Raw genomic sequence first — 18,485 nt, 5'->3', positions numbered from 1 at the left:
GCCCTCAACGGACGACCCCAAAACGAACTTAGGCACAGAAAAAGCCTCTTCCCAGTGGGAAGAGGCTGATTCTAATTAAGCTCTACTGAGCGTGTCACTTACTTGATGACCTTGGTAACACGGCCAGCGCCGACGGTGCGGGAGCCCTCGCGGATAGCGAAGCGCAGGCCCTCGTCCATAGCGACCGGCTGGATGAGCTCAACGGACATGTCGACGTTGTCGCCAGGCATGACCATCTCAACGCCGTCCGGCAGCTTCACGACACCGGTAACGTCGGTGGTGCGGAAGTAGAACTGCGGGCGGTAGTTGTCCATGAACGGGGTGTGGCGGCCGCCCTCTTCCTTCTTCAGGACGTAGACGGAACCCTCGAACTGGGTGTGCGGGGTGTAAGCGCCCGGCTTGATGCAAACCTGGCCACGCTCAACCTCTTCACGCTTGGTACCACGCAGAAGCAGACCACAGTTGTCGCCAGCCTCGGTGTAGTCCATCATCTTGCGGAACATCTCGATACCGGTAACGGTGGTGGACATGGACTTGTCCTTGATACCGATGATCTCAATGTCCTCGTTAACCTCGAGGCGACCACGCTCAACACGGCCGGTAACAACGGTACCGCGGCCGGTAATGGTGAAGATGTCCTCGATCGGCATCAGGAACGGCTTGTCGGTCTCGCGCTCCGGATCCGGGATGGAATCGTCGCAAGCCTGCATCAGGTCGACAACAGACTGTACCCACTTCTCGTCGCCCTCAAGAGCCTTCAGAGCGGAGATGTGAACGATCGGAGCTTCCTCGTCGAACTCCTGCTCAGCCAGCAGCTCGCGGATCTCCATCTCGACCAGCTCGATGATTTCCTCATCGTCAACCATGTCGCACTTGTTCAGTGCAACCAGGATGTAAGGAACGCCAACCTGGCGAGCCAGCAGAACGTGCTCACGGGTCTGCGGCATCGGGCCATCGGTTGCAGCAACAACCAGGATAGCGCCGTCCATCTGAGCAGCACCGGTAATCATGTTCTTGATGTAGTCGGCGTGGCCCGGAGCGTCAACGTGTGCGTAGTGGCGCTTCGGGGTGGAGTACTCCACGTGGGAGATGTTAATGGTAATACCGCGCTCCTTCTCCTCCGGAGCCTTGTCGATCATGTCGAACGCGAATGCGGTGTTCTCCTCAGGGTACTGGTCAGCCAGAACCTTGGTGATCGCTGCGGTGGTGGTGGTCTTGCCGTGGTCGACGTGTCCGATGGTGCCGATGTTCACATGCGGCTTCGAACGCTCGAACTTCTCCTTTGCCACTGTATGTCCTCCTGGACTATATGGTGGCTACGACCTTCGCAGCCACGTGGTTGACAGTTGTCATTGGCACCCGACCTCTTATTAGGGCCAAAGCGCTAATGACGCTTTCTTTACGTGCCAGTTACACGATCCTAGAGTTCCGCCGCAGTTTTTTCAAACTGCCTAAATGGGAGGTAACCCCCGCGAAAACTCGCGGTCGTTGCCCCTCTACAAGAAACTAAGAAAGGATCTAGGGAGGGTAACGGCCAGCTCAACACTTCGTAGTAACTAGCAGACGAAATGCTCAGCTAGACCGCTACCCAAAGCGTGTCCTGCGGTGCAGGTGCGCCCACTGGCGGGGACGCACCGACCTTACAGGATTAGCGTGTGGTGATAAGCGTTAGCTCTTAGCGCCGGTGCGCTCTTCGATGATCTCCTGAGCCACGGAGGACGGAACCTCAGCGTAGGAGTCGAAGACCATGGTGAAGTTTGCACGGCCGGCGGTGGCGGAACGCAGGTCACCAATGTAGCCGAACATCTCGGACAGCGGGACCTTAGCCTTGACGACCTTAGCGCCGGAGCGGTCTTCCATTGCGAAGACCTGGCCACGACGGGAGCTGATGTCACCGTTAACGGTGCCCATGTACTCCTCAGGGGTAACAACCTCAACGGCCATGACCGGCTCCAGCAGGACCGGCTTAGCCTTAGCAACAGCTTCCTTCAGCAGCTGGGAACCAGCCAGCTTGAAGGCCATCTCGGAGGAGTCGACGTCGTGGTAAGCGCCGTCCTCGAGGGTTGCCTTGATGTTGACCAGCGGGAAGCCAGCCAGGTAACCGTACTGCATTGCGTCCTGGATACCAGCGTCGACAGACGGGATGTACTCCTTCGGAACGCGGCCACCGGTGACCTCGTTCTCGAACTTGTAGGAAGCGGACTCGCCCTCTTCCAGGGTCTCCGGGTCCGGGTTGTACGGCTCGATGGTGCAAATGATCTTTGCGAACTGGCCGGAACCACCGGTCTGCTTCTTGTGGGTGTAGTCCAGGGACTCGACCTTCTTGCGGATGGTCTCGCGGTAAGCAACCTGCGGGTTACCGATGTTTGCCTCGACCTTGAACTCGCGCTTCATGCGGTCAACCAGCACGTCGAGGTGCAGCTCGCCCATGCCGCCGATAACGGTCTGGCCGGTCTCTTCGTCCAGCTCGACGGTGAAGGTCGGGTCCTCGGCAGCCAGCTTCTGAATAGCGGTACCCAGCTTCTCCTGGTCGGCCTTGGTCTTCGGCTCGATGGAGACCTTGATAACCGGATCCGGGAAGTCCATGGACTCGAGGATGATCGGGTTGTCCTTGTCACACAGGGTGTCACCGGTGGTGGATTCCTTCAGACCAATGACGGCGTAGATGTTGCCGGCGTCAGCCTGCTCAACCGGGTTCTCCTTGTTGGCGTGCATCTGGAACAGCTTGCCGATGCGCTCCTTCTTGCCCTTGGTCGAGTTGAGTACCTCGGTGCCCGGGGTGACCTGGCCGGAGTACACACGGACGAAGTTCAGCTGGCCGAAGAACGGGTGAGCTGCAATCTTGAAGGAGAGCGCGGAGAACGGGGACTCTACGGAAGGCTTACGGGTCAGCTGGGTGTCTTCCTCACCAACAGCGTGGCCGATAACCTCGCCGACGTCCAGCGGGGTCGGCAGGAAGTCAACGACAGCGTCCAGCAGCGGCTGGACACCCTTGTTGCGGTATGCGGTACCGCACAGAACTGGGTAAACCTCGGAGTTGATGGTCAGCTTACGGATGCCGGCCTTCAGCTCCTCGATGGTCAGCTCTTCGCCGCCGAAGTACTTTTCCATGAGCTCTTCGTCGGATTCAGCAACGGTCTCGACGAGCTGCTCACGGTACTGCTCTGCCTTCTCCTGCAGGTCAGCCGGGATCTCCTCGATGGTCGGCTCAGCGCCAACCTCAACCTTGCCGCGCCAGGTGATGGCCTGCATGTTCAGCAGGTCGACAACACCGTCGAAGTCATCCTCAGCGCCGATCGGCAGCTGCATAACCAACGGCTTAGCGCCCAGGCGGTCGATGATGGTCTGAACGGTGAAGTAGAAGTCAGCGCCCAGCTTGTCCATCTTGTTCACGAAGCAGATACGCGGAACGTCGTACTTTGCAGCCTGACGCCACACCTGCTCGGACTGCGGCTCCACGCCTTCCTTGCCGTCGAAGACAGCAACTGCGCCGTCGAGCACGCGCAGGGAGCGCTCCACCTCAACGGTGAAGTCAACGTGACCCGGGGTGTCGATGATGTTGATCTGGTTGTTGTTCCAGAAGCAGGTCACGGCAGCGGACGTAATGGTGATGCCGCGCTCCTTCTCCTGCTCCATCCAGTCAGTGGTCGAGCCACCGTCGTGGGTCTCGCCGACCTTGCGGTTGATACCGGTGTAGTACAGGATGCGCTCGGTCGTGGTGGTCTTACCAGCATCGATGTGGGCCATGATGCCGATGTTGCGGACCTTCTTCAGGTCCTTAAGCACTTGTTGTGCCACAGTATTACCCCAACTTAGTTAGTCGTCGACACTGCTCAGCTGTTGGGAGCAGATGCCTTTTATGGATATGTCTCGTACAATTTTGCCACTACTGGGCCGTTTTGGCAGCACCGCAGCCACGAAGTGGCACCGGGAGCTACTCTATAGCCGAATTTCTTCCCTTACAACCCTTTGCGCTGTGATTATGGCAGCTTAAAGGTCATAAAAATAGCCCGCACAACGCATCAGTTTGCCTCCTTGCGGCCCGTAACCGAGGTTACGAGCAGGAAGCAGACGTTCTATATGTCGTTGCACGGGCCATCGGCATAAGCCTGAACTACCAGCGGTAGTGGGCGAAGGCGCGGTTGGCCTCGGCCATCTTGTGGGTGTCTTCGCGACGCTTCACGGAAGCGCCGAGACCGTTGGAAGCATCCAGGATCTCGTTAGCGAGACGCTCAATCATGGTGTTCTCGCGGCGCTGGCGGGTAAAGGTAACCAGCCAACGCAGGGCGAGGGTGTTAGCGCGGCCCGGGCGAACCTCGACCGGGACCTGGTAGGTAGCGCCACCCACGCGGCGGGAACGAACCTCAAGATCCGGGCGGATGTTGCCCAGAGCCTTCTCGAGGGTGCCAACCGGATCGGTGCCGGTCTTCTCGCGGCACTGTTCCAGTGCGCCGTAGACGATACGCTCAGCGGTGGACTTCTTGCCGTCCAGCAGGACCTTGTTCACGAGCATGGTGACCTGCTCGGAACCGTAAACCGGGTCCTTAACTACTGGACGCTTTGGAGCAGCATTCTTACGCATTTTTGATTACTGTCCCTTCTTTGCGCCGTAACGGGAACGAGCCTGCTTGCGGTCCTTCACACCCTGGGTATCCAGAGCGCCACGGATGATCTTGTAACGAACACCCGGAAGGTCCTTCACACGGCCGCCGCGAACGAGCACCATGGAGTGCTCCTGCAGGTTGTGGCCCTCGCCTGGAATGTAGGCGGAAACCTCGATGCCGGAGGTCAGGCGCACACGGGCGACCTTACGGAGTGCAGAGTTCGGCTTCTTCGGAGTGGTGGTGTACACGCGGGTGCACACGCCGCGACGCTGAGGGGAACCCTTCAGCGCTGCGGTGGCGACCTTAGCGCGCTTCGAGTGGCGGCCCTTGCGGACCAGCTGCTGAATAGTTGGCATTACCAGTCTTTCTTTATGACTTCTTGAGAGTGGCTGGGGCTAAAGACGCTCAAACATGCAAAAATGGGGACTCTTTTCCGGGGTCCTGCCGCATGTCCAGAACGTCGAAACAACCAGCCGGTTCTTTCCGTTCAGACTTTTCGCTCAAGATAAGCGAAACCTCTAACACCCTAACACCACACACCACAGATTAAGAAATCGCGCGTGTCGCAAGCGACTAAAACCTGCTTTTACGTGCTACGCAGGCTTGTTCGCATCAGCAAAGCGGTAGTACTCACTGTTGCGCAATTTGCTTGCTGCAGCATCATCAACCACCACTGTTGCGTGCTGGTGGAGCTGCAGTACCGAACCCGGGCAAAACGCTGACAATGGCCCTTCGGCCAGCGCGGCCACGGCACCAGCTTTACCTTCGCCCGTTGCTAGCAACAGCAAGTGCCGGGCCCGCTGAATGGTTCCCAGCCCCTGGGTCAGCACGTGGCGCGGGACATCCTCTTCGCCACCAAAGAAGCGGGCATTATCTGTCACCGTCTGCGGGTGCAGCGTCTTAATGCGCGTGACAGAACTGAGCGAACTGCCCGGCTCATTAAAGCCAATATGGCCATTCGTACCAACACCCAGAATCTGCACGTCTACTCCACCGGCATTAGTAATCGCCTGCTCATAGTCCTCACCGGCAGCTCGGTAATCCGTATTCGTGCCATCCGGGCTGTGCACCTCGGCATCTGGAATATCAATATGGCTGGTCAGTTCGCGGCGAATTGTGGAGTAGTAGGACTGCTCGTGTTCACGCGGCAGGCCCCAGTATTCATCCAGCAAGAATGCTTTGCATTCCGCGAAAGAGAGCCCTGCCTCACGATGTCTGCGAATCAACTCCTGGTACGTCGGATTCGGCGTGGAACCTGTGGCCAGTCCCAGCGTCTTTCCTGCGCGCACATAATCTTCCAGAATGTCTGCTGCCTGCTGTGCCACCGCTGCCGCATCCGGGCGAATCAAAATCTCCATGTCAATCCTCTCTGCTTAATTCTCTTCCAGCACTAATCACTCTGCGCACCCGCAGTTGCTCATCCAGGCCCACTAAGTTCGCACGCTTTCCGATGCCCACCTCACCCAGCGTGGCTGCCTGATGCCACCCGGCATCGTAAAGCACGCGCGCTGCCGTAGTAGAGGTAAAGCGGACTGCTTCAGACAGACCGTGGCGCCTGGCAAAGCGAGCGAACTGCTCTGCCAGAGTGGACGTACCACCGGCAATCGAGCCGCTATCCACGCGCGCGACGCCATCGGTGACCTGCACGCGCAGGTGGCCAAGTTTGTACTCGCCGTCGCTTACGCCGGCTGCTTCCATCGCATCGGTAATCGCAAATGCGCGTCCGGAATACGCCATGTCGACGGTGCCGTCGGCTAGGTGCACGCCATCAGCAATCAATTCGATGTAGGCCTCCCCCGCCTTCGCCGCGTTGAGCAGCGCTGCGACCGCGCCTGGCTCGCGATGATGGACCGGGGGCATTGCATTAAACAGGTGCGTTGCCGTCACCGTCACCCCGCGCTCACGGGCCTGCGCGATCACCGACGCAGTCAGTTCATAATCAGCGGTCGTATGTCCGAGGCCGGCAATAATGTTGTGATGGGCGCACAAATCCAGAAGCTCTGGTACGGCTGCCGTTTCTGGTGCAAATGTGATCGCACGAAGGTGTCCACCTGCGACATCAATGACGGAGGCAAACAACTCCGGGTCGCCCTCCACGATGCGGGAGGGGTCCTGCGCCCCGCACTTGCCCGCATTCACAAACGGGCCTTCCATATGGATACCTGCAATGTCGCCGGACTCCGCTAGCTGCGCCAGAATTGCTGCTTGCTCGCACAGCTCAGCACGGTTTCCGGAGACCAACGATGCCAACAACGTCGTCGTTCCGTGGGCACGGTGGAAATCTGCCGCCTGTCGGCATTCCTCCAACGTCCCGGAGGGAAATGCACCTAAGTTTCCGCCATGGTTATGCAAGTCCACAAAGCCCGGCACCCAGGTGAGCTCCTCGTCAGTACCTGACGACGCCCCCGACTCAACCTCGGCAATGTACTCACCATCGATGCGTACCCGACCAGTGAACTCGCCATCTGGTCCCACAAAGCGTCCGCGCAGCTCACTGATTTGTTCTGCAGCAGCAACGTTCATGGCGACCATCCTTTTCTTGCCATCAAGGCTTTCATACCCACTATGCACTATCACTCATCATACGTCTATCGTTTAACACAAAAGACCTGTTTGCAGCGCACATATGATGTATTATCAGCCACATAATAGGTGTTCTACCTTCCCCTCAATACTGCCAGGAGATCGCATGCCTGCCACTCTTTCTTTCGATATAGGCGGAACCAAAATCGCTTATGGATGGGTGGATGATGCAGTACCCACTGAAGTCTTTGGCGAGGGGCGACTTCCCTCCCAACCGCCAGGTTCTACCGTCGCAGAACAACTGCATGTGGCATTAGAGCTTGCTCTTGCTGATGCTGATACTGCTCCAACTCGCATCGCTATTGGCGCACCGGGGATCGTCCTTGCGCCCCAAGGCGACATTGTGTCCGCTGGCCCCACGGTGCCTGGCTGGGCAGGAACGGACTTGCGTGCCATCGTCGCCAAGCACAGTGATGCCCCAGTGGCCTGCCACAACGATGTGCGCATGTGGGCCTGGGGCGAGCATCATCTTGGTGCCGGGCAGCAACTTTCTGGGCGCGTGCTGTATCTCGCATTAGGCACTGGCGTAGGCGGCGCAATTGTCGACGACGGAGAAATCATCGGTGGTCCCACTGGAAGTGCTGGCGAGTTTTCAGAACTGGTCACTGCAGACTTTCGCGGATACGCCGATCGTGCCGAAAACATCGCCGCAGGCCCATCGCTTGCCCGCTATTACGCCGTGTTGAGCAGAGAACCTGATTCCCACCAGATCCCGTGGACCTCGCCGGCCGCCTGTCCTGTCGATCTTCCGGAAGTCATTCACCGCTATCGCGATGGCGATGAACTCGCCCGCAACATCATCGACGGAAACCTCTACGGCTTAGGGCGTACGTTAGGTGGCCTCGTCAGCGCTTTTGATATTTCCGGGATCGTGCTGGGCGGCGGTGTCTGCGGTATTGGAACACTCATTACTGATCCCCTGCGCCGCGGCATTAAGGATGCCGCTCTTGCCCCTAATCGCGATATCCCTGTGTTGGACAGCGCACTGAGCGGTAACGCCCAGCTCATTGCTGGCGCGTCCTATGCACGTGAACACGCCCTTTAATAACTGGAAAGGAATTCCCCATGACTTTTGATTTTCACGCCACCACGCTGGAGGACAAGCGTGCGGAGCTCATCGAGATTATTCGTGGCCAGCTCATTGTTTCTTGCCAAGCCGCAGACGGTCATGCACTGCGTGATACTCACGCGCTGACCAAAATTGCTCGTGCCTGCGTCGACGGTGGTGCACCCGCGATTCGCTGTGGTGGCTACGGCGGTGTCGAAGATATCTCTTCTATTGCCCAGGAGTGTAACGTTCCGGTCTTTGGATTGACCAAAGAAGGCGATACCGGTGTCTACATCACGCCCACCAAAGAATCGGTCAAGGCCGTTATCGCAGCAGGAGCTGCTGTCGTGTGCGCTGATGCTACATCGCGCCCGCGTCCGGATGGGTCTACCTTCGCCGATTTGGTAGGAGTCGCCCACGCTGAAGGCTCTCTTATTATGGCCGATTGCGCCACCCCGGAAGATATCGCGAATGCGCATGAAGCTGGTGCAGATCTGCTGTCTACGACCTTGGCCGGATACACCCCTGACCGCGAGAAGACGACGGGCCCTGATTTTGATTGCCTGCGCGAGGGCCGCACGCTCGTCGGGGAGGACGCATTCTTGATCGGCGAAGGCCGATTCCATACCCCTGCTGATGTTGCTCACGGACGCCTGGCAGGTGCCGACGCAATTATTGCCGGAACCGCGATTACTGACCCAGGCTTTATTACTGCCCAGTTTGCGTCGCTGCTGCGTTAGGCTTCGTTGGCTTTGATAGCTCGGCGCAGCGGCTCGTAGTGCTGATCGACAAGGCGGCGGTACTCTTCGACGTCGCCGCGTCCCAATGCTTCGACGATGTCAGCGTGGGTATCGATGGTGGCTTCGATATCGCCGGGCATCGCCACTTTGAGCTGCGGGACGACCTCCATGTGGATCTCCCAGAACGCATCAGAGAACTCCCGCAGCAGCGGATTGGAGACATTCTCCAACAACGCCTGGTGGAAGCGCCGATCTTCTTCTAAGAAGGGCCTGCCCGCACGGCCGGCCGCGCGCATTTCACCAACGATGCCTTCGAGTTCTTGCGTATCTGCTTCGTTCCACTGCTGCGCTAATTCTTCGGCCACGCTGTAATCAATCGTGCTACGCACATCGACGACATGCTCCAGCATGGGCAGTGAATCAGCGGAGCTCAGCATGATGCGCAATACCATGCCGCGCACCAACGGCGACAGCGACATCTTCGAGACATAAGTGCCGTGGCCATGGCGGACTTCCACGATGTCAAGCGAGCTCAAAGTGCGCATTGCCTCGCGAATAGAGGTACGAGAGAACCCGAGCTCGTCACACAAAACAGCCTCGCTCGGCAGGATATCGCCTGCACTGAGGTGGTTGCTGCGGATATATTCGATAATCCCTTCTTGTGCCTGAGTAGCAGCGCTACTGGTCTGCGGCATCGCGTCCTCCTCCGTAGCGAACTGTAAAGACAACAGCCCGCAGAATGTTTCTAACAGATAACATCATACTTCAGACCAATACATGGCCTAATCGCTTTAGCCGATAACTAGATCGAGGAAGATCGTGTTTTACCTACACCCCGAATTGCATGCCAATGTCACTGCCCCGAAACAGACGACGTGGGATGTGGAATCCTTACGCGCAGAGGGCGAAGAAATTTTTGCTTCTGCAGCAGATGACAGTGACAACTCGTTGCTGAGCGTTGCTGAAGCACGCGGGATAACGCTGCGCATCTTCACGCCCCCTTCAGCCACCCCGACGACTCCGGTGATGATTGCTCCACACGGCGGCGGTTACGTGGCCGGCAAAGCTATCTACGACGACGCTCGTAATACTGAATTAGCGCAACGACATGAGGTCATCGTGGTCTCGCCCGACTACCGCTTAGCACCGGAACACCCCTTCCCCGCCGGCAAGGAGGACGTGGCCGCCGCCTTTGAATGGGCAGCTAAGCACTATCCGGATGCGCCGTTACTTGGTTACGGCGACTCCGCGGGTTCCGGTTTGTTGTACACCGCACTCGTGGACTTTCTTTCTGTGCCCGGACGGTCGATTGCCGGAGCGGTCTTCCTGGAACCCTGTCTGGATCCCACCCTGGATACGTCGTCCATGTACAGCTTCGCCGAAGGACCTATCTGGACGCGCCGAGCTGCTGAGCATGCCTGGCGCGCGTACTGCGGTAGCACCTCACCGGAGGAGGTGTACCCGCCCGCATCCGAAGCAGTAGCTCGCATCCATGCTGCCGCGAATTCATTGCCAGCGTGGTACGTGGTGGTCAATCCCGTCGATCCGCTGCGTGACGAGGGCATCGATTTCGCCTTGAATGCAGTCGATGCTGGAGTGAATTGCCAATTGCACATGTGGGAAGGCACGTTCCACGGTTCCCTGGATTACCCCATCGATAGCCAGCAAGAGCGACAGGCAAGCATCGGACGCTTCCTGCGCAACGCAGTTGCAGATCACTCTGCGAAGTAGCTGAGTGTCATTAACCCCAAGCGGGGGCAGGAACACTAAAACATGATTCCTCCCACACCCGAGGATTCATTCTCCCTGCGCAGAACGTTGACCGAAGATCTGACTCTTAGAGGCGCTACCTGCAGTTTCACCTGTAGGTAGCGCCTGTTTTCACATGCGTAACAACGACAAAAAGACACATCTCTACCCTTTTTGTTCATCGTTTCCTCCCCTCTAGTGGGGCTAAATTTCTCAAACGGGGTTCAGCATCAGACGTCATACCTATATCCTGAAGATGAATCACACGACTACCCCCAGTGTGATTCAGGCAATAACAGCATCGACGTTTCCCGGGAGGACCCCATGTTGCACTACTCAGTAAGCGGGTGCCCGGGTAAGCCTGTGCTCGTCTTCCTCCACGGCGTAAGCAACTCCAATCTGTGGTGGGCAACATTAACCCGCCAGTTGGAAGACGACTTCCATGTTTTTGCCCTTGACTCTCTCGGACACGGACAATCCCGCCGCTTTGAATCCACTGAACTCAGCGATCCCTTCGGCGCCTCTGTTGCTGCAGCAGCCGAGGCCGTGGACTACATCCACCACATCACCGATCAGTCCGCTGTATTGGTAGGTCATTCCATGGGCGGTGCAATCGCCACAGTGCTGGGTGCTAAGCATCCTGAGCTGGTACGCGGACTTCTGCTGGCAGATCCCGCCTGGCTCAGCGCCGCGCAACGTCGGGCTTATGCCGATGGCGTTACCGCTGCATTGGAGCGTACGGATCGCTGGGCTACTGACCCCGCCACCGCAATCGTGGATAACTCCACGCTGCGCTCGGAGTGGAGCAAGCAAGAACAGATTGGCTGGGTCTGGGGACAGGCCAATGTGGATCTCAACTTGATTGCCACGGGCATCGTTAGCTTTTCCGATGAATGGACTGACCTGGTTTCTCAGTTGCGAGTCCCAGCGCGCATCATCACCAGCGACGGGCCAGATTGTTTGGTGCGCCAAAGCGGCATCGACAAGCTTGTTGCGCTAGGCAACCCACTGCTGAGCGGACGTTTATTGCCGGGTGGAACACACTCCATCGTTCCCGAATTTCTCCCTGAATTCCTCTCAGAGCTAAAGGAGTTTGTTGCCAAAGCTCCTTTCAGCCTGGAGGCATAACTAGATAGCCCCTAATTGGTGCATCCGCGACGGCGGGCCGCACCGCACGACCCCTGTGAAAGAGGTACTGAAAATGAAGAACGCAAAGCGCGGGTTGACCGCCGTCGTTGCTGCGATGGCTTTGACCCTCACCGCCTGCTCCGGTGGTTCTGATTCCGGCGACGCCGCTTCCGGTGGCGAAGGCGGCGGCAAAGGCGAACTGCACCTGGGCGTGGCGTACGAAACCACTAACTACCACCCGTCTGAGACTTCTTCTGCTCTCGCACTGGGCACCAACTGGCATGTGATGGAAGGTCTGTACGAGTTCAACATGAACGACTACTCCACCTACCCGGCACTTGCTGCTGGTGAACCAACAGAGGTCTCCGACACCGAACTCGAAATCGCCCTGCGCGACGGTGCGAAGTTCTCCGATGGCACTGATGTCACCGTGGACGACGTGGTTTCTTCCTTCGACCGCGCTATGGAAGACGGCAACCTGTATGCCACCATGCTGGACTTTATCGACTCGGTGGAAGCTAAGGATGACAACACCATCACTATCAAGCTGGACCAGCCTTTCTCCTTGGTGGAAAACCGCTTGGCCGTGGTCAAGATTGTTCCGGAATCCGCAAGTGATGAGGACCTTACCCACCAGCCGATCGGCACTGGCCCTTACGCTTATGAGTCCATCACTGACTCCCAGATCACCGCGATTCCTAACGAGCACTACAACGGTGAGTACCCAGCTGGTGCTTCCAAGCTGGTCTGGGACGTCATCAAGGATGACACCGCACGTAACACCGCCGCTAGCGCCGACGAGATTGACGTGATGGAGGCTGTTCCGGCTGAGTCCGTTGACATGCTGGCTGCCGCCAACATGACCGTCGATGAAGTCGATGGCTTCAACCTGCCGTTCCTGCTGTTTAACACTCAGAAGGAACCGTTCAACGACCCGAAGGTTCGCCAGGCATTCTTCTACGCCATCGATACCGAGAAGTTGATTTCCAACAACATGGACGGCAAGGCCAAGCCTGCTAAGTCCTTCCTGCCGGAGTCGCACCCGAACTTCCACGAGGCGTCCACGGTCTACAACTACGACCCGGAGAAGGCTAAAGAACTGCTGGACGAAGCTGGCGTCGATGACCTGTCCATCACTCTGGTCAACACCGACCACCCGTGGATTGAGAGCCTGGCTCCGCAGATTCAAAACGATCTGAAGGAAGTTGGCATCGACACTGCTTTGCAGTCTGAGGCTTCGGCTTCGTTGTACTCCAACCATCTGGATGTAGACGACCCAACCTTCGACGTTGCTCTGGCACCGGGCGATCCTTCCGTCTTCGGTAACGACCCGGCCCTGCTAATCAACTGGTGGTACGGCGACAACGTCTGGACTCAAAAGCGCAGCTTCTGGCAGGAGTCTGACCCGGAGGCTTACCAAGAGCTCAACGACATCGTTCAGGAAGCAACCACCCTGGAAGGTGACGAGCAGCAGCAGAAGTGGAACGAAGCTCTAGACCTGCTGTCTGAAGAGGTCCCGATCTACCCGCTGTTCCACCGCACCATGATTACCGCTTACAACGCCGATAAGGTCTCCGACTTCAAGTCCATCGGAACCACCGGCCTGTGGGCTGTCCCGGCGCAAGTCAGCGAATAAGACTCAGCGCCCCCGCATTCTGCAAGCCACCGTCGCTGGCTTGCCCGCCGCGCCGGAGCCTGTCGCCACACAGCAGGTTCCGGCCCGGTACACCCCAAAGATTTCAGCTCTCGTTACGCCGCATACCGGCGCGACGCGCAGCCTTCATAACTAAATCAATTCTTGTTGTCCTCATACAGGAGCGCGTTCCCGATGAACAATCTAATCCGACTAATCGGCCGCAGGATTATCGCTCTTCCCATCATGGTCGTGGGTGTGACTTTCCTGGTCTTTGTGCTGATGTCATTGTCCCCCATCGATCCCGCGTATTCAGCTCTGGGTGACTCCGCTACTCCGGAACAGCTAGAAGCCTACCGCGTGGAAAACGGTCTTTATGACCCCTGGATCGTCCAGTTCGGTAGCTATCTGGCTGGCATGCTCCAAGGCGATTTGGGTACCTACGGTCAAAATGGCGCCTCCGTGGCAGAGAAGGTCTTTGCGGCCCTCCCGGTCACGTTGGAATTGACCTTCATGGGCCTGATTATCGCAGTCATCTTCGCTTTCCCACTCGGTGTGCTTGCTGCGTTGTACCGCGACAAGTGGGTCGACCAGCTGATTCGCGTTATCTCCGTTATCTGCATCGCGATGCCTTCTTTCTGGCTCGCTATCCTGCTGGTCCTGGTATTCCTGGGCAAGCTGCCCGTGGCAGGAGCACTGCCTTCCCCGACTGAAGATTTCGCCGGTTGGGCAGCTCGTATGTTCTTGCCTGCAGTTGCCTTGGCTGTTCCAGTTATTGGTCAGCTCACCCGCGTGGTACGTACGTCCATGGTGGAAGAACTCGACCGCGACTACGTCCGCACTGCACTTGGTGCGGGTATTCCAAAGACCACCGTGATTGCCCGCAATGTGTTGCGCAACGCGCTGATTACTCCAGTGACTGTGCTGGGTCTGCGCGTTGGTTACCTCATGGGTGGCGCGGTCGTTATTGAGATCATCTTCTCCCTGCCGGGTATGGGCCGTGTGCTTATCGACGGCATCTCCTTCAACTGGGTCACCGTGGTGCAGGGCGCAACTCTCGTGGTTGCCATCGCCTTCATCATTGTCAACATCATCGTTGATCTGCTCTACATCCTGATCAACCCACGCATTAGGGCGGTCTAGTCATGCGTAAAAATCTTGCTACCAAGCTTTCCGATCCCAACACCACCCATCGCTTTAAGGGGTGGAAGCAGATGCGCCTGGGTTCCAAGATCTCGCTCGTCGTGTTGGTCCTGGTTGCACTCAGCGCCATCTTCGCTCCCCTGCTTGCACCTCACGATCCAACGTTCATCGACATCAAGGGCCAGCCGCCCAGCGGTGAATATCTCTTCGGTACCGACAACCTGGGTCGCGACGTGTTGTCCCGACTGCTCTACGGCGGTCGTTACTCCCTGGCAGTCGGCATTCTTGCCACACTGACTGCACTCTTCTTCGGTGCTCTCTTTGGCTCCCTAGCCGCGGTATCGCGCAAGTCGGTCTCTGAGGTCATCATGCGCATCATGGACGTCGTCATGTCCGTGCCAGGCATCGCCCTGGTTGCGGTTGCAGTCGTCGTCTTCCGCGACCCGAACCGCCCGGGCTTCATGCTCGGCGTGATTATCTTCTCCATTGCCTTCGTCTACATCCCGCAGCTGACTCGTATCGTGCGCGCAAACGTGCTTTCTGAGTACGGCGAGGATTACGTCAACGCAGTGGTCGTCTCCGGTGCTCGTGCACCGTGGATTCTGGTCAAGCACGTTGCTCGCAACTGTGCAGCACCCGTCCTGGTGTTTGCTACCGTGCTGGTCGCCGACGCCATCATCCTCGAGGCATCCCTGACCTTTATTGGCGCAGGTCTGCAAGAGCCGGTTCCTACGTGGGGTAATATCCTGTCTTCCGCACAGCAAGGCGTGCTGCGCGGCGAATGGTGGCAGGCACTGTTCCCTGGCCTGATGATCATGATTACCGTGCTCTGCCTCAACATCTTGTCCGAGGGCATTACCGACGCCATGGTCGCTGCACCGAAGGGCCCCTCCTTCGACGACCACGATGTCGATGCTGCCCGTGAGGCCGACAAGCTGCTGGTTGACCCGGTTCGTGCATACGCCGTACAGCGTGAGTCCCTCGAAGAGAAACTCGCCGCGTTGCGGGAGGTTGAGGAGAAACGACAAGACCGCTTCTCCCCTGCCCCGAATACAACGCCACTGCTCGAGGTCAAAGACCTCTGCATCAAGTTCCCACGCCACGGTGACGTCAACGTCGTAGACCATGTGTCCTTCTCTGTCGCTGCCGGCGAGACCATGGGCCTGGTGGGTGAGTCTGGTTGTGGTAAGTCCATTACCTCGCTTGCTGTGATGGGCCTGCTGGATCCTTCCGCCGACATCAGCGGTGAGATTATCTACCAGGGCCAGGATCTGCTCAAGATGCGCGCTGAAGAGCGCCAGAAGCTGCTGGGCAATGAAATCTCGATGGTCTACCAGGACGCGCTGTCGGCGTTGAACCCATCGATGTTGATTCGCACCCAGATGAAGCAGCTAACCTCCCGCGGCGGTACCCGCAGCACTGAGGAACTGCTTGAGTTGGTCGGTCTGGACCCGAAGCGCACGCTCGAGTCCTACCCACACGAGCTCTCTGGTGGTCAGCGTCAGCGCGTGCTCATCGCTATGGCTCTAACCCGTGACCCACAGCTGGTCATCGCCGACGAGCCGACCACTGCACTGGATGTGACCGTGCAAAAGCAGGTCATCGAACTCATCAAGGAACTCCAGCAGAAGCTGGGCTTTGCGATGGTGTTCGTCTCCCACGACCTGGCACTGGTTGCTGAGGTCGCCTACTCCATCACCGTGATGTACGCCGGTCAGGTCATCGAGCAGGGTTCCACCAAGGAACTGCTCACCGACCCGCAGCACGAATACACCCGCGGTCTGCTGGGTGCAGTTCTCTCCATCGAATCCGGTCACGGCAAACTCCATCAGGTACCAGGTGCTGTGCCGTCGCCCGCGGACTTCCCCGACGGCGACCGCTTCGCACCTCGTTCCTCGCACCCGTCGGTGGGTCTGCAAACCCGCCCTGTGATGCGCGAAGTACCTGGCACCATGCACGTCTACGCAGACCTTCCCGACGAGTTGCACTACGCAGCCCGCAAGGAAGCTGCAGGCGAGCTCGACGGCCCACAGCTCAGCGACGCCGAGTACGCCGCAATGGGAAAGGAAAAGTAAATGAGCACTCCTTTGAAAGCTAGTTCCGAGCCCATCATTGAGCTCCGGGACGTCAAGGTACACTTCAAGTCCCGTACCGGCCCCATCTTCAAGCCGAATTGGGTCAAGGCAGTCAACGGCGTGAACCTCAAGCTCCACCAAGGCGAGACCATCGGTCTGGTGGGCGAGTCCGGTTGTGGCAAGTCCACCACCGCAAACGTGATGTGTGGTCTGCAGACACCCACCGATGGTCAGGTCTTCTTCAAAGGCGAAGAGGTCACCAAGCGCACCCCGGCTCACCGCCGCAAGATGGGCCGTGTGGTCTCCGTGGTCTTCCAGGACCCCTCGACCGCATTGAATGCCCGCATGGCCGTTCGCGAACAACTAATCGACCCACTCAACGTGCACAAGGTTGGTACTCCGCAGGAGCGTCAAGAACGCGTCATGGAGCTCATCGGCTTAGTCGGTCTTCCTACCTCCGCACTCGATGCCCTGCCGGGCCAGCTTTCTGGTGGCCAGCGCCAGCGCGTCGCTATCGCCCGTGCTCTCGCTCTCAAACCCGATGTCATCATCGCCGATGAGCCAACCTCGGCACTCGATGTCTCTGTGCGCGCGCAGATTCTGAATCTGCTGACCGAGCTCAAAGCGAAGCTGGGGCTGTCGATGGTCTTTATCTCCCACGACATCCAAACGGTGCGCTACATCTCCGACCGCATCACCGTGATGTACAAGGGCGAAGTCCGCGAAGATGGTCCAGCTGCTGAAGTCTTTGCCAACCCAAAGGACGACTACACCCGCAAGCTGTTGGGTGCTGCTCCATCCCTGTTGCACCCAAATCTTTAAAACTGTGAGCGTGTCAACGCTCGTCATCTGGAAAGGATGAGCATGTCTATCCCTACCCAGGGAGTTGTCCCACCCGTCGTCATTGCCCGTCACCCTGACGGCACTCTGGATTCAGAGTCATACGCCAAGAACCTGCAGCGGCTTATCGATGCCGGCGTGCACGGCCTTTTCATCCTCGGTTCCTCCGGCGAAGGTGCATTTGCCACCAATACCGAGCGCGAACAGATCATCTCCGAGACCATGGACGTCGTCGATGGTCGTCTACCCGTGCTGGTTGGTTGCATCGATACCCAGACGGCTCGCGTGATTGAGCAGGTCAAGGTTGCAGAACGCTACGGCGCTGATGGCGTCGTGGTTACCGCTCCCTTCTACGCATTAGGTGGAATGGCACAGGTCGAAAACCACTTCCGTGCCATCCACGAAGCCAGTGAACTACCCGTCTTCGCCTACGACATTCCCGTCTGCGTGCACACCAAGTTGCCAGTAGAGATGCTGGTGCGCTTGGGTAGCGAAGGCGTTCTCGCTGGTGTGAAGGACTCCTCGGGCGACGATGTGTCCTTCCGCAACCTCGTGCTGGCTAATCGCGCAGCCGGTCATCCGCTAGCGCTATTTACCGGCCATGAAGTTGTTGTCGATGGCGCCTACCTGGCAGGTGCCGATGGCTGCGTGCCAGGTCTCGGCAACGTCGACCCGCACGCTTACGTACGCCAATGGGCTGCCTTCCAGGCTGGCGACTGGGATACCGTCCGCGAGGAACAAGACCGACTGGCCGACCTCATGTTGGTCGCACGCCTGGCAACATCTGTCGCCGGCTTCGGTTGCGGCGTAGGCGGCTTCAAGACTGCCCTGCAGCTGCTCGGTGTCTTTGAGTCCAATACGATGCCAGCCCCAGTTACTGCGCTTAATGCACAAGAAACTGAGGCTGTACGACAGGTTCTTAAAGCCAATGAACTGCTCTAA

Annotated in this window: 16 protein-coding genes; 9 read left to right on the top strand and 7 right to left on the bottom strand. The window is 58.1% G+C overall.

The features are described from left to right. Window positions 1-98: 98 nt before the first annotated feature. From tuf to UL81_RS01695, 6 genes are all read right to left on the bottom strand, one after another. Window positions 99-1,289 (bottom strand): elongation factor Tu, encoded by a 1,191-nt coding sequence (tuf, locus tag UL81_RS01720; RefSeq protein ID WP_035106523.1) that lies wholly within the window; start codon window positions 1,287-1,289, stop codon window positions 99-101. Window positions 1,290-1,668: 379 nt separating this feature from the next. Further along, complete coding sequence (gene fusA, locus UL81_RS01715) at window positions 1,669-3,798, bottom strand: elongation factor G (protein ID WP_046453186.1); 2,130 nt, start codon at window positions 3,796-3,798, stop codon at window positions 1,669-1,671. A gap of 316 nt (window positions 3,799-4,114) precedes the next feature. Next, window positions 4,115-4,582, bottom strand: a complete 468-nt coding sequence (gene rpsG / locus UL81_RS01710; protein WP_046453185.1) for a 30S ribosomal protein S7 — start codon at window positions 4,580-4,582, stop codon at window positions 4,115-4,117. A 6-nt stretch (window positions 4,583-4,588) separates the two neighbouring features. Then, on the bottom strand, window positions 4,589-4,960 hold the full coding sequence (gene rpsL, locus UL81_RS01705) for a 30S ribosomal protein S12 (protein ID WP_035106521.1): 372 nt from the start codon (window positions 4,958-4,960) through the stop codon (window positions 4,589-4,591). A gap of 237 nt (window positions 4,961-5,197) precedes the next feature. Continuing rightward, window positions 5,198-5,962 (bottom strand): glucosamine-6-phosphate deaminase, encoded by a 765-nt coding sequence (nagB, locus tag UL81_RS01700; RefSeq protein WP_035106520.1) that lies wholly within the window; start codon window positions 5,960-5,962, stop codon window positions 5,198-5,200. Window position 5,963: 1 nt separating this feature from the next. Further along, window positions 5,964-7,127: an N-acetylglucosamine-6-phosphate deacetylase gene (locus UL81_RS01695; protein ID WP_081961531.1), complete on the bottom strand. Its 1,164-nt coding sequence runs from the start codon at window positions 7,125-7,127 to the stop codon at window positions 5,964-5,966. A 166-nt stretch (window positions 7,128-7,293) separates the two neighbouring features. Between UL81_RS01695 and UL81_RS01690 the strand changes: the two genes are divergently transcribed. Together UL81_RS01690 and UL81_RS01685 are read left to right on the top strand one after the other, a co-directional pair. Then, on the top strand, window positions 7,294-8,232 hold the full coding sequence (locus UL81_RS01690; RefSeq protein WP_035106519.1) for an ROK family protein: 939 nt from the start codon (window positions 7,294-7,296) through the stop codon (window positions 8,230-8,232). A gap of 20 nt (window positions 8,233-8,252) precedes the next feature. Then, the gene (locus UL81_RS01685) at window positions 8,253-8,975 is read left to right on the top strand and encodes an N-acetylmannosamine-6-phosphate 2-epimerase (protein ID WP_046453184.1); all 723 of its coding nucleotides are present in this window, start codon (window positions 8,253-8,255) and stop codon (window positions 8,973-8,975) included. Here UL81_RS01685 and UL81_RS01680 read toward each other — a convergent pair. After that, entirely contained in the window at window positions 8,972-9,670 is a 699-nt protein-coding gene (locus UL81_RS01680) for a FadR/GntR family transcriptional regulator (RefSeq protein WP_035106518.1), read from the bottom strand. The genes UL81_RS01685 and UL81_RS01680 overlap by 4 nt on opposite strands. A 124-nt stretch (window positions 9,671-9,794) precedes the next feature. Between UL81_RS01680 and UL81_RS01675 the strand changes: the two genes are divergently transcribed. From UL81_RS01675 to UL81_RS01645, 7 genes are all read left to right on the top strand, one after another. Further along, complete coding sequence (locus UL81_RS01675) at window positions 9,795-10,706, top strand: alpha/beta hydrolase fold domain-containing protein (protein WP_052737435.1); 912 nt, start codon at window positions 9,795-9,797, stop codon at window positions 10,704-10,706. A gap of 342 nt (window positions 10,707-11,048) precedes the next feature. After that, complete coding sequence (locus UL81_RS01670) at window positions 11,049-11,852, top strand: alpha/beta fold hydrolase (RefSeq protein ID WP_081961530.1); 804 nt, start codon at window positions 11,049-11,051, stop codon at window positions 11,850-11,852. A gap of 73 nt (window positions 11,853-11,925) precedes the next feature. Further along, window positions 11,926-13,488 carry an ABC transporter substrate-binding protein gene (locus tag UL81_RS01665; protein WP_035106515.1) on the top strand — a complete coding sequence of 521 codons (1,563 nt, stop codon included), beginning with the start codon at window positions 11,926-11,928 and terminating at the stop codon, window positions 13,486-13,488. Window positions 13,489-13,680: 192 nt separating this feature from the next. Beyond that, entirely contained in the window at window positions 13,681-14,628 is a 948-nt protein-coding gene (locus tag UL81_RS01660; RefSeq protein WP_035106513.1) for an ABC transporter permease, read from the top strand. A gap of 2 nt (window positions 14,629-14,630) precedes the next feature. Then, window positions 14,631-16,703 carry a dipeptide/oligopeptide/nickel ABC transporter permease/ATP-binding protein gene (locus UL81_RS01655; protein WP_046453182.1) on the top strand — a complete coding sequence of 691 codons (2,073 nt, stop codon included), beginning with the start codon at window positions 14,631-14,633 and terminating at the stop codon, window positions 16,701-16,703. After that, on the top strand, window positions 16,704-17,525 hold the full coding sequence (locus UL81_RS01650) for an ABC transporter ATP-binding protein (RefSeq protein WP_035106511.1): 822 nt from the start codon (window positions 16,704-16,706) through the stop codon (window positions 17,523-17,525). A 42-nt stretch (window positions 17,526-17,567) separates the two neighbouring features. Next, on the top strand, window positions 17,568-18,485 hold the full coding sequence (locus UL81_RS01645; protein WP_035106509.1) for a dihydrodipicolinate synthase family protein: 918 nt from the start codon (window positions 17,568-17,570) through the stop codon (window positions 18,483-18,485).

Origin of the sequence: Corynebacterium camporealensis (assembly GCF_000980815.1) — a bacterium.
In the GTDB taxonomy this organism is placed as follows: domain Bacteria; phylum Actinomycetota; class Actinomycetes; order Mycobacteriales; family Mycobacteriaceae; genus Corynebacterium; species Corynebacterium camporealense.
The sequence above is the reverse complement of the archived record's forward strand: the minus strand, read 5'-3'. Positions and strand labels throughout refer to the sequence as shown.